Origin of the sequence: Serratia sp. OS31 (assembly GCF_014164835.1) — a bacterium.
GTDB classification, from domain to species: domain Bacteria; phylum Pseudomonadota; class Gammaproteobacteria; order Enterobacterales; family Enterobacteriaceae; genus Serratia; species Serratia liquefaciens_A.
The window spans coordinates 65528-80378 of the sequence record NZ_JACJFQ010000026.1 but is presented as its reverse complement, the minus strand read 5'-3'; the positions used below and the strand labels follow the sequence as shown (position 1 = coordinate 80378).

The 14851-nt window shown below is 57.2% G+C and carries 16 protein-coding genes; 12 read left to right on the top strand and 4 right to left on the bottom strand.

The window, feature by feature from the left end:
* Nucleotides 1-132: 132 nt before the first annotated feature.
* Nucleotides 133-1038, bottom strand: a complete 906-nt coding sequence (locus H5P17_RS19590) for a DMT family transporter (RefSeq protein WP_182824735.1) — start codon at nt 1036-1038, stop codon at nt 133-135.
* 177 nt (nt 1039-1215) lie between these two features.
* On the opposite strand from H5P17_RS19590, the gene H5P17_RS19585 reads away from it, so the two are divergent.
* From H5P17_RS19585 to H5P17_RS19570, 4 genes are all read left to right on the top strand, one after another.
* Complete coding sequence (locus H5P17_RS19585; protein ID WP_044550953.1) at nt 1216-2085, top strand: helix-turn-helix domain-containing protein; 870 nt, start codon at nt 1216-1218, stop codon at nt 2083-2085.
* 17 nt (nt 2086-2102) lie between these two features.
* Nucleotides 2103-2540, top strand: a complete 438-nt coding sequence (locus H5P17_RS19580; RefSeq protein ID WP_044550955.1) for a glyoxalase/bleomycin resistance/dioxygenase family protein — start codon at nt 2103-2105, stop codon at nt 2538-2540.
* A gap of 305 nt (nt 2541-2845) precedes the next feature.
* On the top strand, nt 2846-3295 hold the full coding sequence (locus H5P17_RS19575) for a MoaF N-terminal domain-containing protein (protein WP_182824732.1): 450 nt from the start codon (nt 2846-2848) through the stop codon (nt 3293-3295).
* A 10-nt stretch (nt 3296-3305) separates the two neighbouring features.
* Nucleotides 3306-3794: an ester cyclase gene (locus H5P17_RS19570; RefSeq protein ID WP_182824730.1), complete on the top strand. Its 489-nt coding sequence runs from the start codon at nt 3306-3308 to the stop codon at nt 3792-3794.
* A 31-nt stretch (nt 3795-3825) separates the two neighbouring features.
* Here the strand turns inward: H5P17_RS19570 and H5P17_RS19565 are convergent, their stop codons facing one another.
* Nucleotides 3826-5022: a multidrug efflux MFS transporter gene (locus tag H5P17_RS19565; protein ID WP_182824728.1), complete on the bottom strand. Its 1197-nt coding sequence runs from the start codon at nt 5020-5022 to the stop codon at nt 3826-3828.
* Between the two features lie 207 nt (nt 5023-5229).
* On the opposite strand from H5P17_RS19565, the gene H5P17_RS19560 reads away from it, so the two are divergent.
* The 8 genes from H5P17_RS19560 (at nt 5230) to H5P17_RS19525 (ending at nt 13263) form a co-directional block, all read left to right on the top strand.
* On the top strand, nt 5230-6078 hold the full coding sequence (locus tag H5P17_RS19560; protein WP_182824726.1) for a GNAT family N-acetyltransferase: 849 nt from the start codon (nt 5230-5232) through the stop codon (nt 6076-6078).
* A 247-nt stretch (nt 6079-6325) separates the two neighbouring features.
* Nucleotides 6326-7198 (top strand): MurR/RpiR family transcriptional regulator, encoded by an 873-nt coding sequence (locus H5P17_RS19555; protein ID WP_182824724.1) that lies wholly within the window; start codon nt 6326-6328, stop codon nt 7196-7198.
* A 17-nt stretch (nt 7199-7215) separates the two neighbouring features.
* Nucleotides 7216-7779: a D-alanyl-D-alanine dipeptidase gene (gene ddpX, locus H5P17_RS19550; RefSeq protein WP_182824722.1), complete on the top strand. Its 564-nt coding sequence runs from the start codon at nt 7216-7218 to the stop codon at nt 7777-7779.
* Between the two features lie 35 nt (nt 7780-7814).
* On the top strand, nt 7815-9365 hold the full coding sequence (locus H5P17_RS19545) for an ABC transporter substrate-binding protein (protein ID WP_044550978.1): 1551 nt from the start codon (nt 7815-7817) through the stop codon (nt 9363-9365).
* Nucleotides 9366-9412: 47 nt separating this feature from the next.
* Complete coding sequence (locus H5P17_RS19540) at nt 9413-10429, top strand: ABC transporter permease (protein ID WP_182824720.1); 1017 nt, start codon at nt 9413-9415, stop codon at nt 10427-10429.
* A 5-nt stretch (nt 10430-10434) separates the two neighbouring features.
* Nucleotides 10435-11322: a D,D-dipeptide ABC transporter permease gene (gene ddpC / locus H5P17_RS19535; protein WP_182824718.1), complete on the top strand. Its 888-nt coding sequence runs from the start codon at nt 10435-10437 to the stop codon at nt 11320-11322.
* Complete coding sequence (locus H5P17_RS19530) at nt 11322-12326, top strand: ABC transporter ATP-binding protein (protein ID WP_044550983.1); 1005 nt, start codon at nt 11322-11324, stop codon at nt 12324-12326. The genes ddpC and H5P17_RS19530 overlap by 1 nt, the downstream gene beginning before the upstream one ends.
* On the top strand, nt 12316-13263 hold the full coding sequence (locus tag H5P17_RS19525) for an ABC transporter ATP-binding protein (protein ID WP_044550986.1): 948 nt from the start codon (nt 12316-12318) through the stop codon (nt 13261-13263). Before H5P17_RS19530 ends, H5P17_RS19525 begins: the two co-directional genes overlap by 11 nt.
* Before the next feature lie 11 nt (nt 13264-13274).
* Here H5P17_RS19525 and lpxA read toward each other — a convergent pair whose 3' ends face one another.
* Nucleotides 13275-14063 carry an acyl-ACP--UDP-N-acetylglucosamine O-acyltransferase gene (gene lpxA, locus H5P17_RS19520; RefSeq protein WP_182824716.1) on the bottom strand — a complete coding sequence of 263 codons (789 nt, stop codon included), beginning with the start codon at nt 14061-14063 and terminating at the stop codon, nt 13275-13277.
* 317 nt (nt 14064-14380) lie between these two features.
* Nucleotides 14381-14662 (bottom strand): YjcB family protein, encoded by a 282-nt coding sequence (locus tag H5P17_RS19515; RefSeq protein ID WP_020826830.1) that lies wholly within the window; start codon nt 14660-14662, stop codon nt 14381-14383.
* Between the last annotated feature and the right edge of the window lie 189 nt (nt 14663-14851).

Below are 14851 nucleotides of genomic sequence, written 5' to 3'. Positions count from 1 at the left end.
GATTAAGCTGCGCAGAGAACAAGGCAGAAAACATGCCAACTTTTAATTCATTGATTTTATTTAATTAAAATAAATCGGTGCATTATAGTGCACCGTTGTAGGTCGGGTTACTGCACCATAATGCCCTTTGGGTTATGCCACCGGGCGCCGCCATAACCCAGCAAACCGGCCCGGTTTGGCAAACATCACCAGATTGCCAAGCAGGATCAGGCATAGGCCAATCACCGCATTGGTGTGCCACTGATAGCCTTCATACAGGGTTGAAATGGTCAGTGCCACCAGGGGAAACAGCAGGGTGCTGTAGGCTGCCGCCCCGGCGCCGATGCGGCCCAGCAGGCTGAAATAGGCCGCAAAGGCAATCACCGACCCGAAGATCGCCAGGTACAGCAACGAGCCGATATAGCGGCTGCTGAACTCAATCTGGAATGACGCACCCTGGGCCAAAGCAATCAGCGCCATCAGGATTGCGCCGTAGCTCATGGCGTAGGTATTGGTGGAAAGAATGTCCAGCCCGCGCCGCTGGTGGCGGGAGCTGATCATATTCCCCAAAGAGAAGCCGTAGGTGCCAAGGGCGCTTAATCCGATGCCTTTCAACAGGTCCGGCGCCATTTGCGTCGCCATCAAATCTTGCCAGAACAGGGCGACAATTCCGGTCAGGCCCAGCACCGCCGCCGGCAGCAGGTTGGGGCTGGGGCGCTGACGAAAGAAAATGATGCCGTTAACGGCATTGAACAGCACCGCCATCGAGAAAATCACCGACTCCAGTCCGCTGCTGATATAGGCCGCCGCATGGTAAAAACAGTAAAAGTTAAAGCCGAAAACGCAGCAGCCTTGCATGACGCAAAACAGATGGTCGCGGGGGGCGATACGACGCAGGCGCCGTGCCAACAGGAGAATGACCAACATCAACGCGGCGGAAACCACGAAACGGTAACTGATGGAAACGGGAATGGCCACCGGGCCTTCCTGCTGCAGGGTAATGGCAATCCAGGTGGTGCCCCAAATCAGCACCACGGCAAGGTACAACAGCGCGTTCATAATTAACTCCGGCAAAATGGATAGGCTCAGTATCCGCCGCTGTACGCCACCGCGCTTTCAGCGCTTTGCGAGCAATTGCATATTCTTGCGCTTTTTTTGGCAAAAGCGCGTGCTGATGACTGGTGTGGCAGTGCGCCACTCTCTACACTGGAAAGATTGAGCAAAGCGGGGTCGGTAATGTCCAGATACAAGGCGTTTGAAACGCTGCGGGAACATAAAGCGCAGTTGCACGACAGTGTGCGATTAAGCTGCGGGGTGGAACTGGCCGCCTGGTCCAACCGTGACGACCGCATTACTCAGGAAAGCGCGGAGCACCATACTCTGAGCCTGTATGTCGCTGACGGTTACGAGTGCTATCAAAAAGTGCCCGGAGGGTGGAGAAACGGCGGCGGCCCTGATCGTTTCTGCATTATGCCGCGCCAGTATGAATCGACCTGGGACGTACGCAGCGATCTGTCTTTCGTCCACCTTTACTGCACCGACAAGCACCTGCGCCAGGTGGCGGAACAAATCTGGGACCGCAGCCCGGCGTCGATAAATCTGGTGCCTAACGCGTTTGCCGAAGACCCGCAAATCACCTTGCTGTATCGCCAGTTTCTACTCAGTTGCAACTGGCAGGAACGGGCCAATCAGCTGTCCATCAGCAGCGCCACCACGTTGCTGATGACCTGTCTGGTTCAGCGCTATAGCGAACTGCAATGGACGTTGCCGCAGGTACGCGGCGGCCTGGCGCCCGCCGTTGCCAAACGGGTGAAAGAGTATATCGAGCAGCATCTGGATCTGCCGCTGGTATTGGCCGATTTGGCCGCGCAGGCGGGGCTGAGCGAGTTTCACTTCGCCCGCATGTTCAAACATGACACCGGCCTGGCACCGCATCAGTTTGTGATGCGCGCACGGCTACAGCAGGCGGAGCAATTGCTGCGCCACAGCCAACTGCCGCTGACGCAGATAGCGCTGGAGTGCGGTTTCAGCTCCGCCAGTCATTTCAGCAATCGCTTCAAAGTGGCCTATGGATGTTCCCCAACGCAGCGGCGTCAGGGACGTTAACTTCAACAGGAGAGAACATGGAACAGCAGTTCGCAGGACTTGGCGTGTTGTTTGTCGCCGGATTTGGGCCCATTACCCAACAAACAGAGCACAGCAAGGCATTTTACGTCGATGCCCTGGGGTTGCCGTTGAAGCCGATGGAAGGCAATGCCGATTATCTGCTGAGCGAGCACGGCGCGCTGGAAGGCGTGAAGCACTTTGCTCTCTGGCCGCTGGCGCAGGCCGCGCAGTCCTGCTTCGGCAGCGATAGATGGCCGGCGGACCTGCCGGTGCCGCAGGCTTGGATGGAGTTTGACGTTGCCGACATGGCCGTGGCTACCCAGGGGCTTATTGACCGCGGCTATCGACTGCTGGTGGCCAATCGCCAAGAGCCGTGGGGCCAGAGCGTGACCCGGTTGCTCAGCCCAGAAGGGCTGTTGATTGGCGTCACCTTTACCCCCTGGTTGCGCGATTAATTGCCGCTTGCTGAATACCCTCTCCGCAGGAGGGGGTAAATATTTTTAGAAGACTTTATTATTAGCTTATTCAAATTTTCAATTAATAAGCTCATTGTTCTCGAACTGTTCTTAGATTAACTATGGTTATTCCTTTCATTAAGATAAAAGTGATGTCTATCACTCGTTATTTCCTTTCTTTATTAACTTAGCAAACTCATGGTTGCTGAAACTCTATAATTAAATAGAGACAATTCTTATATTCCGCTCTTCACGGTAAAATAATAATCATTCTCGTTTTCAACCAAGGAAAGGGAGAAGGAACTATGGGTAAATTAACAAGGGTGGGGATGGCGGCGTTAATATCCCTGGGAATGACGATGATATTGCCTACGGCAATGGCGGAGAATATCGATATGCCAAATAAGGAGACAGCGGCTCAGCGAATTCATTCGCAGTTTATTGCCGTCGGAAAAACCGTGCAGGTCACTTTCGGCGACTTTGCTTTCAAGCTGGATTTTACCGACGACAAAACCATGACCTTTACGGGGATTGGCGCGGCCTCACAGGGCGTGACCGACACCGTGCAGTATACCGCGATTGAGATCCGCACCGGGGTTTATATGGTCTACTGGAGCGAACCCAAATCCGGCGACAATGTCACCCATGTCGAGGATTTCCAGCGGGGTGAGGTCTATACCAATATCGCCAGTAAGGATGGGACCTTCACCCATCTGAAAGGGCAATTGAAAATCATAGGTCATTCAGGAAAATAAAGGAGCTACAATGAAAAAGGTATTTATCCCTTTGGTTATCGTCGGCAGCATACTGGCCAATTACCCCGCATTGGCGGTTAAAAACAGCGAGCCACATAAAGTCGCTGGAAATAAAAACATTCATGATCAAAAGAAATTAAAGGTGGTGGAAGATCTGTACGCCGGCTTCTTTAATAAGCATGATATCAGCGTGGCGCAGCGGCTGATTGTGGAAAACTACAAACAGCATAATCCGTTTGTTGGCGATGGCATCAAACCCTTCCTGGATTTCTTCAGCCAGAATTTTAAAGATAACCCGCAGTTCAGCGCGAAAATATACCGCAGTGCCGTGAGCGGCGACCTGGTGTATGTCCACGTGTTGTATAAAAACAATCCGCAAGACCGCGGTACCGCCAGCGTGGATATTTATCGAGTGAACAATCAGGGCAAGATCACCGAGCACTGGGACGTCAATCAGGAAGTGCCGGAGACATCGGCCAACGACAACACCATGTTCTAACGCTACAGGGCCGCTCTGGCGGCCCTGTCACTCATCGGCGTCTGTTCTCGACCTGTTTGAACTGGCTGCGCACCTGCAGGCAGTTGATCAGCACCAACACTGCCGTGACGGCAAACACCCAGCGGAACCCCATCAAAGCCGAAACCCCAGAGCCAATCAACGGACCGACCACATTACCAAGGTACATAAACGACTGGTTATAGCCGAAGATGCGGCCGGTGACCTGATCGGAAGAGTACTTCAACAACAGCGTTTGTACCGCAGGCATCAGGGCACCGTCGGCAAAACCCAGCAGAAAACGCAGGATCCCCAACTGGAGCGGTGTTTCCACCCAGGCCATGATGGCGAACAGCAGGGTTGTCAGCACTAGCGCCGCCAGCAGAATGCGTGCGGTGCCAATACGATCGCCCAGCCGGCCCAGGCGTGGTGCGGAAATCAACGCAGCCACCCCAGGCACGGCGGCAATCATGCCGCTAATAAAGGCGATATTGCCACTGTTACCGGACAATTCTTTGATAAACAGCGTCAGTATCGGGCTGATAGAGGAGTTGGCCAATTGGATCATCAGGGTGCTGATAAACAGCGTCACAATCAGGGCGGGATAGGGCAGCGACTGAAAAACGGCCTTACCGCTCAATCGGTCGGCTTTTTTCACCTCGATACGCCGTTCTTTTATCAGGAACAGGGTGATCAGGAAGCTGACGAACATCAGCCCAGCGGTAACGAAAAACACCACGCGCAACCCCAAGTGGTCCGCCATCAGTCCGCCGAGCAGCGGGCCGGCGATCACTCCGGATATCTGACCGGTAGACAGGGTACCCAGCGCCCAGCCACTTTTATCGCGCGGTACCTGTGAAGCAACCAGCGCCATCGCATTGGGAATATAGCCGGAGGTCAGGCCCATCAATGCACGCAGCGCAAACAGCTGATAAACGTCAGTGACCATGCCCTGCAGTGCAATGACCACCGCCATGCCCAGCGAGGCACGCAACAGCATCAGCTTGCGGCCTTTGCGGTCCGCCAGGCTGCCCCACAGCGGCGACACCAGCGCAGACACCAAAAAAGTGCCGCTGAACACCAGACCCGACCAAATGCTGAGCGACTGGTGACCGCTGACGCCGAGCTGTTCGACGTACAGCGGCAGAAAAGGGAGGATTTGGCTCATTGCCAGCCCAGTGAAGAAACAGCCGAGCCAGACCGAAATCAGATTGAGTTTCCACGCTTCCATCAGCTTGTCGTACCACTTTGAATTAGGAGGGAATTATTGAGCAAGATAATAATAACACCGGTTATCAAGGCTTGCCGGATGAAATAAGTGAACAAAAGTAAAACCCGCCGGGTGGAGAATGCATTTTCTACAAGTTTGCCGATTGCCATCGGCCAGGTCGACATGGTGCTATAGCAGCCAATCAGACTTGTTCAGGAGAAGTGGCTAATGACGTTTACGCTGCGAGAGATGGGGGCGGCCGATGTAGCGCCCGCGCATGTGCTGTCGCAAAAAATACGCTGGCCTCATCGGCTGGAAGATTGGCAGCAGGCGTGGTCATTGGGGGACGGAGTGATCGCTGAATCCGCCGGAGAGGTGGTTGGCTGTGCGTTGCGCTGGCGTTGGGGCGAGCAGCGCGCCACCTTGGGGTTGGTGATTGTCGCCGAGCAACATCGTGGGCAAGGCATCGCCAGAGCCATGCTGAAGCGGTTGATAGCCCCTTTGGCCGACTATCAGCTTCATCTGGTGGCGACCGATCAGGGCAAGCCGCTGTATCGGCAATTGGGGTTTATCGAGCAGGGATTGCTGGCGCAGCACCAATGCCGGGAGATGCCGGCACGCCGTAGCGCGCCTTTGCCTCCGGGGTTAACTTTGCGTCCGGCATTGCCGCAGGATCTTGCCACCCTGGTTGCGCTGGATTTGGCCGCCAGCGGCCTCAGCCGCCAACCCCTGTTGGCCGCAATGTTGGCAAGCGCCGAACAGGCTTTGGTGCTGGAGCAGCAGGGGATTGTCGTCGGATTTGCCTTCCGCCGTCGTTTTGGTCACGGCAACATGATTGGCCCAGTGGTGGCGCCTGAGCTAACGGGGGCCATTGCCATGGTTGATGCCTTATGCCTGTCTTGCCAGGGGGAGTTCGTGCGAGTGGATACTCCTCAGGCCAGCGGCCTCAGCCCTTGGCTGACCGGGCGCGGTTTGCCCTGCGTCGATACGCCGACCATCATGGTGCGTGGTGTGCCCCATAGACCGGATTGCGATGTTGCACAGACATTTTCATTGGTTTCGCAAGCCTGGTCATAAAATTGAAATTAAGGGTTCAGGGTGGTGCATCGTGCGATGCATTGCCCAAATGTTGTGCAATAGTTATCAACTGATGACTATGTTGTAACCGCAGGTTTTTGTCGTTCCTGCGTCGCCGTACGCCGCCGCGCGTGAAATTTCCCTCAGCAATCCGCAATTGGCACAGGCCATGCATTGTCATCATCTCGCTTTGTTATCTGAGTAACAAAGTGGGGTTTGGTGACAACTCAACAACAGCGGGCGAACTATGGCTGAGCATCCAGATGTGATTGCACAAATAGAAGCGTCATTTGCGGTGCAAACCCCCACCGGGAAACGCATTGCCGGATATCTGCTGGCCAATTTGGCGCAGGTGCCGTTTGAGACCGCTGACAGCATAGCTCGCAGTGCTGCTACCAGCGGCATTTCGGTCGGGCGCTACCTGCGCAGTCTAGGTTACCGCAACCTTGATGACTTAAAGCGCACCTTGCGCGAGCAGGGTACGGCTTTGCATCAACCCTGGGGCGTGACCGACCGTCTGGGGGCTTACCGCCGTCGGCGCGAACAGCCGCAACCACAAAAATTTCGTCAGTCATTAACGCTGGAACTGGAAGCGATCGAACACGTTTACCAATTGGCCGGCGGCGAAGCCTTTGCGCAAGTCAGCCGCCAGCTGGCGCAGGCGGAAGCGGTGTTTGTCATGGGCATTCAGTCGACGCGCGGCATCGCCAATGCCTTTTACAGCCATCTGGAATATCTGCGGCCCAAGGTCTATTACGCGGACGGGTTATCCGGCACCTATGTGGAGTCGCTAAATTCGGAATTCAGTGCGCCGTACCTGGTGCTGACGGACACGCGCGCTTATTCGACCATCGCACAAAAATACTGTCAGGCGGCCTGTGCGCGTGGGCTGCGGCTGGCGCTGATTACCGATATTTACTGTCCCTGGGCTCGGGATTACCCGATCGACCTGCTGCAGGTAAAAACCGACACCGGTCAGTTTTGGGACTCGTTGGCACCGCTCAGTTGCCTGTTCAACCTGCTGCTGTCTTCGGTGCTGGAACAGGGCGGCGCAGCGGTCGAGCAACGGCTGGCCAGCAACCGAATTCTGCAAAAAGAGCTGGGGCAATTTGAATCTTAACCGCATGGGAAAATGCAATGAGTGACAACGTAACATTAATCGATCTGGCCGAAGCCTTCCCAGGTCTGCCTATTGAGTTGAAATATGCCGGCGCCGACAACCTGACGGGCCGGCCGATTTACCGCGAAAGCCGCTGCCTGCTCCATCCCGATGCGGTGCAGGGGCTGACGCGTTGCCTGGTGGCGGCACGGCTGGCCGGTTTTTCCCTGCTGGTGTTCGATGCTTACCGGCCGCAGCAGGCGCAGGCGCTGCTGTGGCAAGCCTGTCCGGATCCGCAGTATGTCACCAGCACCCAGACCGGTTCGCACCACAGCCGGGGTGTCGCGATCGACGTGACGCTGCTGGACGCCGCGGGGGCCGCGCTGGATATGGGCACCGGCTTTGATGAAATGAGCGAAAAATCACACCCGTTTTACCCCGATTTCCCTCCGGAGGTGCAGCGCAACCGGCTACTGCTGAATGCGGTGATGGCTGCCGGAGGTTTTCGCGGGATCGCCAGCGAATGGTGGCACTTCGAGCTGCCCAACGCCGGGGATTATCCGCTGCTGGCCGATCGCTTCGGCTGTTTTTCATACGATTAAAACAACACACATTCAACGCATCAGGAGCTTTGTTTATGAATCAGATCAAATACGCCGCTCTGGCGGCTGCAGTGACGTTGGGCCTGACGGCAGTCGGGTCGGTACAGGCGGCGGTGCCCAAGGACATGCTGGTGATTGGCAAAGCGGCGGACCCGCAAACGCTGGATCCGGCGGTGACTATCGATAACAACGACTGGACGGTGACTTACCCGGCCTACCAGCGACTGGTGCAGTACAAGACCGAAGGCGGAAAAGGGTCGACCCAGGTAGAGGGGGAACTGGCCGACAGCTGGACAAGTTCAGACGACCAACTGGTCTGGACCTTTAAGCTAAAACCCGGCAACAAGTTTGATGACGGTTCGGACGTGAACGCCGAGGCAGTCAAATGGTCGTTTGAACGTCTGATGAAGATTGGTCAGGGGCCGTCAGAGGCCTTCCCCAAAGACCTGCAGGTCACGGTGGTGGATCCGTTGACGGTGCGTTTCACGTTGAAAACGCCGTTTGCGCCGTTCCTGTACACCCTGGCCAATGACGGCGCCGGTATCGTTAACCCGGCGATTGCCAAGGCGAATCCGGCGGACGAGGGCAAGGCCTGGTTGGCGAACCATAGCGCCGGCTCTGGGGCGTACAAACTGGATCGCTGGCAGAAGGGCCAGCAGTTGGTGCTGGTGCCGAACCCGCATTACAGCGGCGCCAAACCGGCGTTTAAACGCGTCACGGTGAAAATCATCGGCGAAAGTGCCACCCGCCGTCTGCAACTGACCCGAGGCGACCTGGATATTGCCGAATCGCTGCCGATTGACCAGCTCACGGCGCTGAAAAGTGAAAACAAGGTTGCGGTCAACGAGTATCCGTCGCTGCGGGTGACCTACTTGTACCTCAACAACGGCAAAGCGCCGCTTAACCAGGTGGATCTGCGTCGCGCCATTTCTTACGCCGTGGATTATCAGGGCATGGTGAAGGGCATTCTCGGGGGGAACGGCAAACAGATGCGCGGCCCGATCCCGGAGGGCATGTGGGGCTATGACGCCAATGCCCAGCAGTACAGCCAGGATGCGGACAAGGCCAAGGCGGCGTTGGCGGCGGTAAAAGACAAACCGGCCTCACTGAGCTTCCTGTATTCGATCAGCGATCCTAACTGGGAGGCGATTGCGCTGTCGGTGCAGGCCAGCCTGGCGACGGTCGGCCTCAACGTCAAACTGGAGAAGCTGGCCAACGCCACCATGCGGGATCGCATCGGTCAGGGCAATTACGATATCGCCATTGGCAACTGGAGCCCGGATTTCGCCGACCCCTATATGTTCATGAACTACTGGTTTGAATCCGACAAGAAAGGGCTGCCGGGCAACCGGTCGTTCTACAGCGATCCGCAGGTGGATGCCCTGTTGAAGAAAGCGGTATCGGTGTCCGATCAGCAGGTTCGCACCGCCGATTATCAGGCGGCGCAGAAAATCGTCATTGACCAGGCGGCCTACGTCTACCTGTTCCAGAAAAACTATCAGGTGGCGATGAACAAAGAGGTGAAGGGCTTTGTGTATAACCCGATGCTGGAGCAGGTGTTCAACGTTGGGCAGATGAGCAAGTAATTTTTTCGGGCAGCCGTTTGGCTGCCCCTGCACCATGGGAAACCGCTATGAACGTTTGGAGCCTTATCCGTCAGCGCTGCTGGGGGTTGGTGCTGGTGATGTTCGGGGTGTGCGTGATCACCTTTATCATCTCGCACCTGATCCCCGGCGATCCGGCGCGCTTGCTGGCCGGCGACCGCGCCAGCGAGGAAATCGTCCAGCATATTCGCCAACAGCTGGGGCTGGACCAGCCGCTGTATGTGCAATTTGGTCGCTATGTGCTGGATTTGCTGCATGGCGATTTGGGGACTTCCATTCGCACCGGACGGCCGGTACTGGAAGATCTGCGCGCCTTCTTCCCCGCCACGCTGGAGCTGGCTTTTTGCGCATTGCTGCTGGCGATCGCGTTTGGCGTCCCGCTTGGGGTGGTGTCGGCGGTTTATCGCAATAAATGGCCCGATCATCTGGTGCGGCTGTTGTCGGTGACCGGCATTTCCACCCCGGCGTTCTGGCTGGGGTTGGGGGTGATTATCCTGTTCTACGGTCAACTGAATCTGTTGCCCGGCGGCGGCAGGTTGGACGACTGGCTGGATCCACCCACCCACATCACCGGGTTTTACCTGCTGGACTCCTTGCTGACCGGTAACGGCGAGGCATTCTGGAACAGCCTGCAGCACCTGATCCTACCGGCGCTGACGTTAGCCTTTGTTCATCTAGGGGTAGTGGCGCGCCAAATCCGCTCGGCGATGCTCGAACAGTTGGGGGAAGACTATATCCGCACCGCCCGCGCCAATGGCCTGTCGCACTGGCGAGTGGTGCTTGGACACGCCTTGCCCAATGCGCTGATCCCCTCGGTAACGGTATTGGGACTGGCGCTGGGGGACTTGCTCTATGGTGCGGTGCTGACCGAAACGGTCTTCGCCTGGCCGGGCATGGGCGCTTACGTGGTGGATTCCATTCAGGCGCTGGATTTTCCGGCGGTGATGGGGTTTGCCGTGGTGGTCTCTTTTGCCTATGTGATGGTTAATTTGATCGTCGATCTGCTCTACCTGTGGATCGACCCAAGAATGGGGCGCGAGGGATAATGACCATGACTCAAACCGAACAACCGCCGCTGGCGGAGCCCGTATTGCGCTATGTCAGCCTGCGCCGCGCCTGGTACCGGGTCCGACGGAGTCCGCTGACGCTGCTGGGGGCCGCCATCATGATCGCCGTGCTGTTCCTGATGCTGTTCTCGCCGTGGCTGGTGCCGCATAACCCGGATGCCATTGACCTTACCGCGCGTCTGTTACCGCCTTCTGCCGAACACTGGTTCGGCACGGACGAGGTGGGCCGCGATCTCTTTAGCCGGGTCCTGGTCGGCAGCCGTCAATCGGTGGCCGCCGGGCTGGCGGTGGTGGTATTGGCAGGGGGCATTGGCTCGCTGCTCGGCTGTTTCTCCGGCGTGATGGGAGGAACGATCGATGCGTTAATCATGCGCTGCATGGATATCATGCTGTCCGTGCCGTCACTGGTGCTTACCATGGCGCTGGCGGCGGCGTTGGGCCCCAGTTTGTTCAACGCCATGTTGGCGATTGCCGTGGTACGCATTCCTTTCTACGTGCGGCTGGCGCGCGGACAGACGTTAACGCTGCGTCATCAGGCTTATATGCAGGCGGCGCGCACCTTTGGCGCTTCACGCTGGCATATGATTGGCTGGCACGTGCTGCGCAATGTGATGCCGCCGTTGGTGGTGCAGGCGTCGCTGGATATCGGTACCGCGATCCTGATGGCGGCGACGCTGGGCTTCATCGGGCTGGGTGCCCAGCAACCGACCGCCGAATGGGGCGCTATGGTGGCCAATGGCCGTAACTATGTGCTCGACCAATGGTGGTATTCGGCCTTCCCCGGTACGGCGATCCTGATCACCGCCACCGGTTTCAACCTGTTCGGCGACGGTCTGCGCGACCTGCTGGATCCTAAAACCCGGGGGCGCTGATGAGTGAAACTACCGTTTTATCAATCGATGAATTGCAATTGGAGTTCCCGGTTTACGGCGGCAGCGTCAAGGCGCTCAATCGCGTCTCGCTGCAGGTTAAGGCGGGCGAAATTGTCGGCGTGGTGGGCGAGTCCGGCTCCGGCAAGTCGGTCACTGCGATGATGACGTTACGGCTGCTGGCGGAAGAGGGTTACAGCGTGACCGGCGGTTCGCTGGAGATGCTCGGCACCGACGTGCTCAACGCCAGCGAGCGGCAAATGCGCCAGCTGCGTGGTGCACGGGTGTCGATGATTTTTCAGGAACCCATGAGCGCGCTCAATCCGACGCGCAAGATCGGCCGCCAGATGTGTGAGGTGATCCGCCTGCACCAGCGACTTTCCGCCTCGGCGGCTCGTGACAAGGCGATTCAGCTGTTACAGGAAATGCAGATTGCCGATGCACAGCGGGTGATGGAGCGCTATCCGTTTGAGCTGTCCGGCGGCATGCGTCAACGGGTGCTGATTGCCATGGCATTTTCCTGCGAACCGGAACTGATCATTGCCGACGAACCCACCACTGCGCTGGACGTCACGGTCCAGCGCCAGGTGTTGCGGTTGCTGCAGCAGAAGGCGCGAGCCAGCGGCACGGCGGTGCTGTTTATCACTCATGATATGGCGGTGGTGTCGCAACTTTGCGACCGGGTGTATGTGATGTATGCAGGGCACGTGATTGAGAGTGGCACCACCGCCAATGTGATTGAGCATCCCAGTCATCCGTACTCCATTGGGCTATTGCTGGCGGCGCCGGAGCGTGCAGAACCGCGCAGTCTGCTGCAGGCGATCCCCGGTACGGTGCCCAACCTGAGCGCGTTACCGCCAGGCTGCGCTTTCAGTAACCGTTGCCGCCATGCTGATGCTCAGTGTCGGCATACGCCGAAGCTTACGCCATTGGTGACGGAGCCGACCCAAAGGGTCGCCTGTTGGCATCCGCAGTCTGTCGATTTGGAGGTGCAAAATGAACGTTGAGGCACTGCTGGAACTGCGCGACGTGCGATTACGTTTCCCCGCCAGCTATAACTGGCGCGGCAAGCCGCGAGAGTATGTTCATGCGCTCAATGGGTTGGATCTGAACATTATGCGCGGCGAAACCTTGGGCATCGTCGGTGAATCAGGGTGCGGCAAAAGTACCCTGGCGCAGTTGCTGATGGGGTTGTTGAAACCCAGCAGTGGCGAACTGCTGCGGGCGCGCAATGCCGGTTCCTGGTTTGGCAGCGGCATGCAAATGGTGTTTCAGGATCCGCAGTCATCGCTCGATCCACGCCTGCCGGTGTGGCGGATTATCACCGAGCCGGTGTACGTGCAACAACACAACAGCGTGGCGGAAAGACGGGCGCAGGCGGCGGAGCTGGCTCAACAGGTGGGGCTGCGGCCGGAGGCGATTGACCGGTTGCCGCATGAGTTTTCCGGCGGGCAGCGACAGCGTATATCCATCGCCCGCGCACTGTCGTCGCAGCCGGACATCATCGTGCTGGACGAACCCACCTCGGCGCTGGATATCTCGGTGCAGGCGCAGATCCTCAATCTTTTGGTGGAGCTGCAACGCCAGCGCAACCTGACTTATGTGCTGATCTCGCATAACGTCTCGGTGATCCAGCACATGAGCGATCGGGTTGCGGTGATGTATCTGGGGCAGATTGTCGAACTGGGGCCGACCGCGCAGGTGTTGCGTCAGCCGCAGCATCCTTACACTCGCTTGCTGCTGGATTCGGTGCCCCGTACCGGCCGCTCACTGGGCGACAGCGCGATTGAAGACCGCAAAGGCGAATTACCGGGCAACCGTCAGTTGCCGCAGGGCTGCTTTTTTCGCGAACGTTGCCCTTACGCCGGCGAGGGGTGCCAGCGACCGCAAAGTTTGAGAGTCAATTTGGGTGGTACGGCGGTGCGTTGCCATAAGGTGGCATGACGGCGATACGTTCAGCGGATAATACCGCGCGTCGATCGTGTGAAGAAGTCGAGGAACAGGCTGAGTAACGGATACTCCACGCTCAGGTGGAGTACCTCCTGCCGGACATCCTCCAGCGCCATTGACCGGTGATACAGCATGTCGTAGAGAGCGTGAATAACGCGCTGTTGTTGTGGATCGGCGGCCAGAAAAGCCGGCGCTACCAGATGCAGGCCGTCAGGTTTGGCACGATGGCCGCTTGCCTGAACAAAAGGCGGAAGATCCTGTACCACCAGGGCACCGTCGGCGACTTTTGCATGGGCACCGATAATGCAAAACTGGTGTACCGCACACCGGGCACCCACCCAAGCGGCATCGCCCATCTCAACATGTCCGGCCAGGCCGCTGTGCTCGCCGATGTAAGCACCGTTCCCGATGATGCAGTCGTGGGCAACATGCACATTATCCTGCAGGTGATTGTCATTACCTATGACGGTGCGCTGGCAACCTTGTACCGTGCCGCGATGCAGAGTGGCGTACTGGCCTATACGGTTACGATCGCCAATGATTAACGAGGTCGGTTCATCGGCATACTTCAAATCCTGGCCGGCTTCGCCGATCGAAGAAAACGAGCCGAAAACGTTGTCGCGGCCGATGCGGGTCAGGCCGTTAATTACCGTGTGCGAGGCGACAGTGGTACCTTCACCTATCTCAACCCCGGCGGAGATGACGCAAAAAGGCCCGATACGCACGTGCGCACCGATCATCGCGCCGGGCGCGATCAGGCTGTTGTCTGCAATAAGGGCAGAGGGAGATATCATCACGTTTCCTGATGGCGGCGCGTGGCTATCCATCAGCCAGGCCAGTCATCGGTTAATTATTAAGCCGGATTCTGGATTAATTGGGGGAAACAGGAACGCGTGGGCAGGAAGTTTGCCTTCCGGTCGGTGTGACAAGGTTTGTCTGCGGCCAGCATAAGCCGGTATTTGCCTCAGGCCGCTACCTTATATTTTATTTATTTTGTGAACCTTTGGGTAATAACGGGATGCTACCACCGGCGATTTCAACCCTTTGCTCTGCAGGGCGGAAAATGGTCAGGCTGACAACGGTCAATTCCGTCGTCAGCGGATGCCATAGCTCAGGGCAGTGGCCAATCGGTAGGGGTATTGCTGACGACCTCGACATACATGTCCCAGGCGTGGGACCAGAATTGCGTAAAGCCTTCCTGACTGAAGCTAATGCCCATCAGGCCCATCACAAACCAGCAGGTGGTGAACAATCCGAGGCTACTGAACATAAATGCCATGCCGTTGCGGCTGGTCTTACGGCAAACGACGTTTAGCTGGCTGGCCATAAACATCATAACGGCGCTAAGCAACTCCCAGCGCATCATAATAAAACCTGTGGCAATGGCACTCATCGAACGGGATCCTTGGTGATAAAGCTGCTCCCGGCGAGCGGCCGGAAGGTCAGGGCAATGGGTGAAAATAGTGTGATCTGCGTCACATTGTAGCACTGGGGTAAATCGCTGCTCAATCCCTGAGCGGGAGAAAAATCGCCATTTGGTAACATTCCAACATGCTGAAACATTTATGCCATTTCATTAGCA

Coding starts and splice junctions, on each gene's coding strand:
- H5P17_RS19590 (WP_182824735.1), bottom strand. CDS start 1,038: ATGAACGCGCTGTTGTACCTTGCCGTGGTGCTGATTTGGGGCACCACC.
- H5P17_RS19585 (WP_044550953.1), top strand. CDS start 1,216: ATGTCCAGATACAAGGCGTTTGAAACGCTGCGGGAACATAAAGCGCAG.
- H5P17_RS19580 (WP_044550955.1), top strand. CDS start 2,103: ATGGAACAGCAGTTCGCAGGACTTGGCGTGTTGTTTGTCGCCGGATTT.
- H5P17_RS19575 (WP_182824732.1), top strand. CDS start 2,846: ATGGGTAAATTAACAAGGGTGGGGATGGCGGCGTTAATATCCCTGGGA.
- H5P17_RS19570 (WP_182824730.1), top strand. CDS start 3,306: ATGAAAAAGGTATTTATCCCTTTGGTTATCGTCGGCAGCATACTGGCC.
- H5P17_RS19565 (WP_182824728.1), bottom strand. CDS start 5,022: ATGGAAGCGTGGAAACTCAATCTGATTTCGGTCTGGCTCGGCTGTTTC.
- H5P17_RS19560 (WP_182824726.1), top strand. CDS start 5,230: ATGACGTTTACGCTGCGAGAGATGGGGGCGGCCGATGTAGCGCCCGCG.
- H5P17_RS19555 (WP_182824724.1), top strand. CDS start 6,326: ATGGCTGAGCATCCAGATGTGATTGCACAAATAGAAGCGTCATTTGCG.
- ddpX (WP_182824722.1), top strand. CDS start 7,216: ATGAGTGACAACGTAACATTAATCGATCTGGCCGAAGCCTTCCCAGGT.
- H5P17_RS19545 (WP_044550978.1), top strand. CDS start 7,815: ATGAATCAGATCAAATACGCCGCTCTGGCGGCTGCAGTGACGTTGGGC.
- H5P17_RS19540 (WP_182824720.1), top strand. CDS start 9,413: ATGAACGTTTGGAGCCTTATCCGTCAGCGCTGCTGGGGGTTGGTGCTG.
- ddpC (WP_182824718.1), top strand. CDS start 10,435: ATGACTCAAACCGAACAACCGCCGCTGGCGGAGCCCGTATTGCGCTAT.
- H5P17_RS19530 (WP_044550983.1), top strand. CDS start 11,322: ATGAGTGAAACTACCGTTTTATCAATCGATGAATTGCAATTGGAGTTC.
- H5P17_RS19525 (WP_044550986.1), top strand. CDS start 12,316: ATGAACGTTGAGGCACTGCTGGAACTGCGCGACGTGCGATTACGTTTC.
- lpxA (WP_182824716.1), bottom strand. CDS start 14,063: ATGATATCTCCCTCTGCCCTTATTGCAGACAACAGCCTGATCGCGCCC.
- H5P17_RS19515 (WP_020826830.1), bottom strand. CDS start 14,662: ATGAGTGCCATTGCCACAGGTTTTATTATGATGCGCTGGGAGTTGCTT.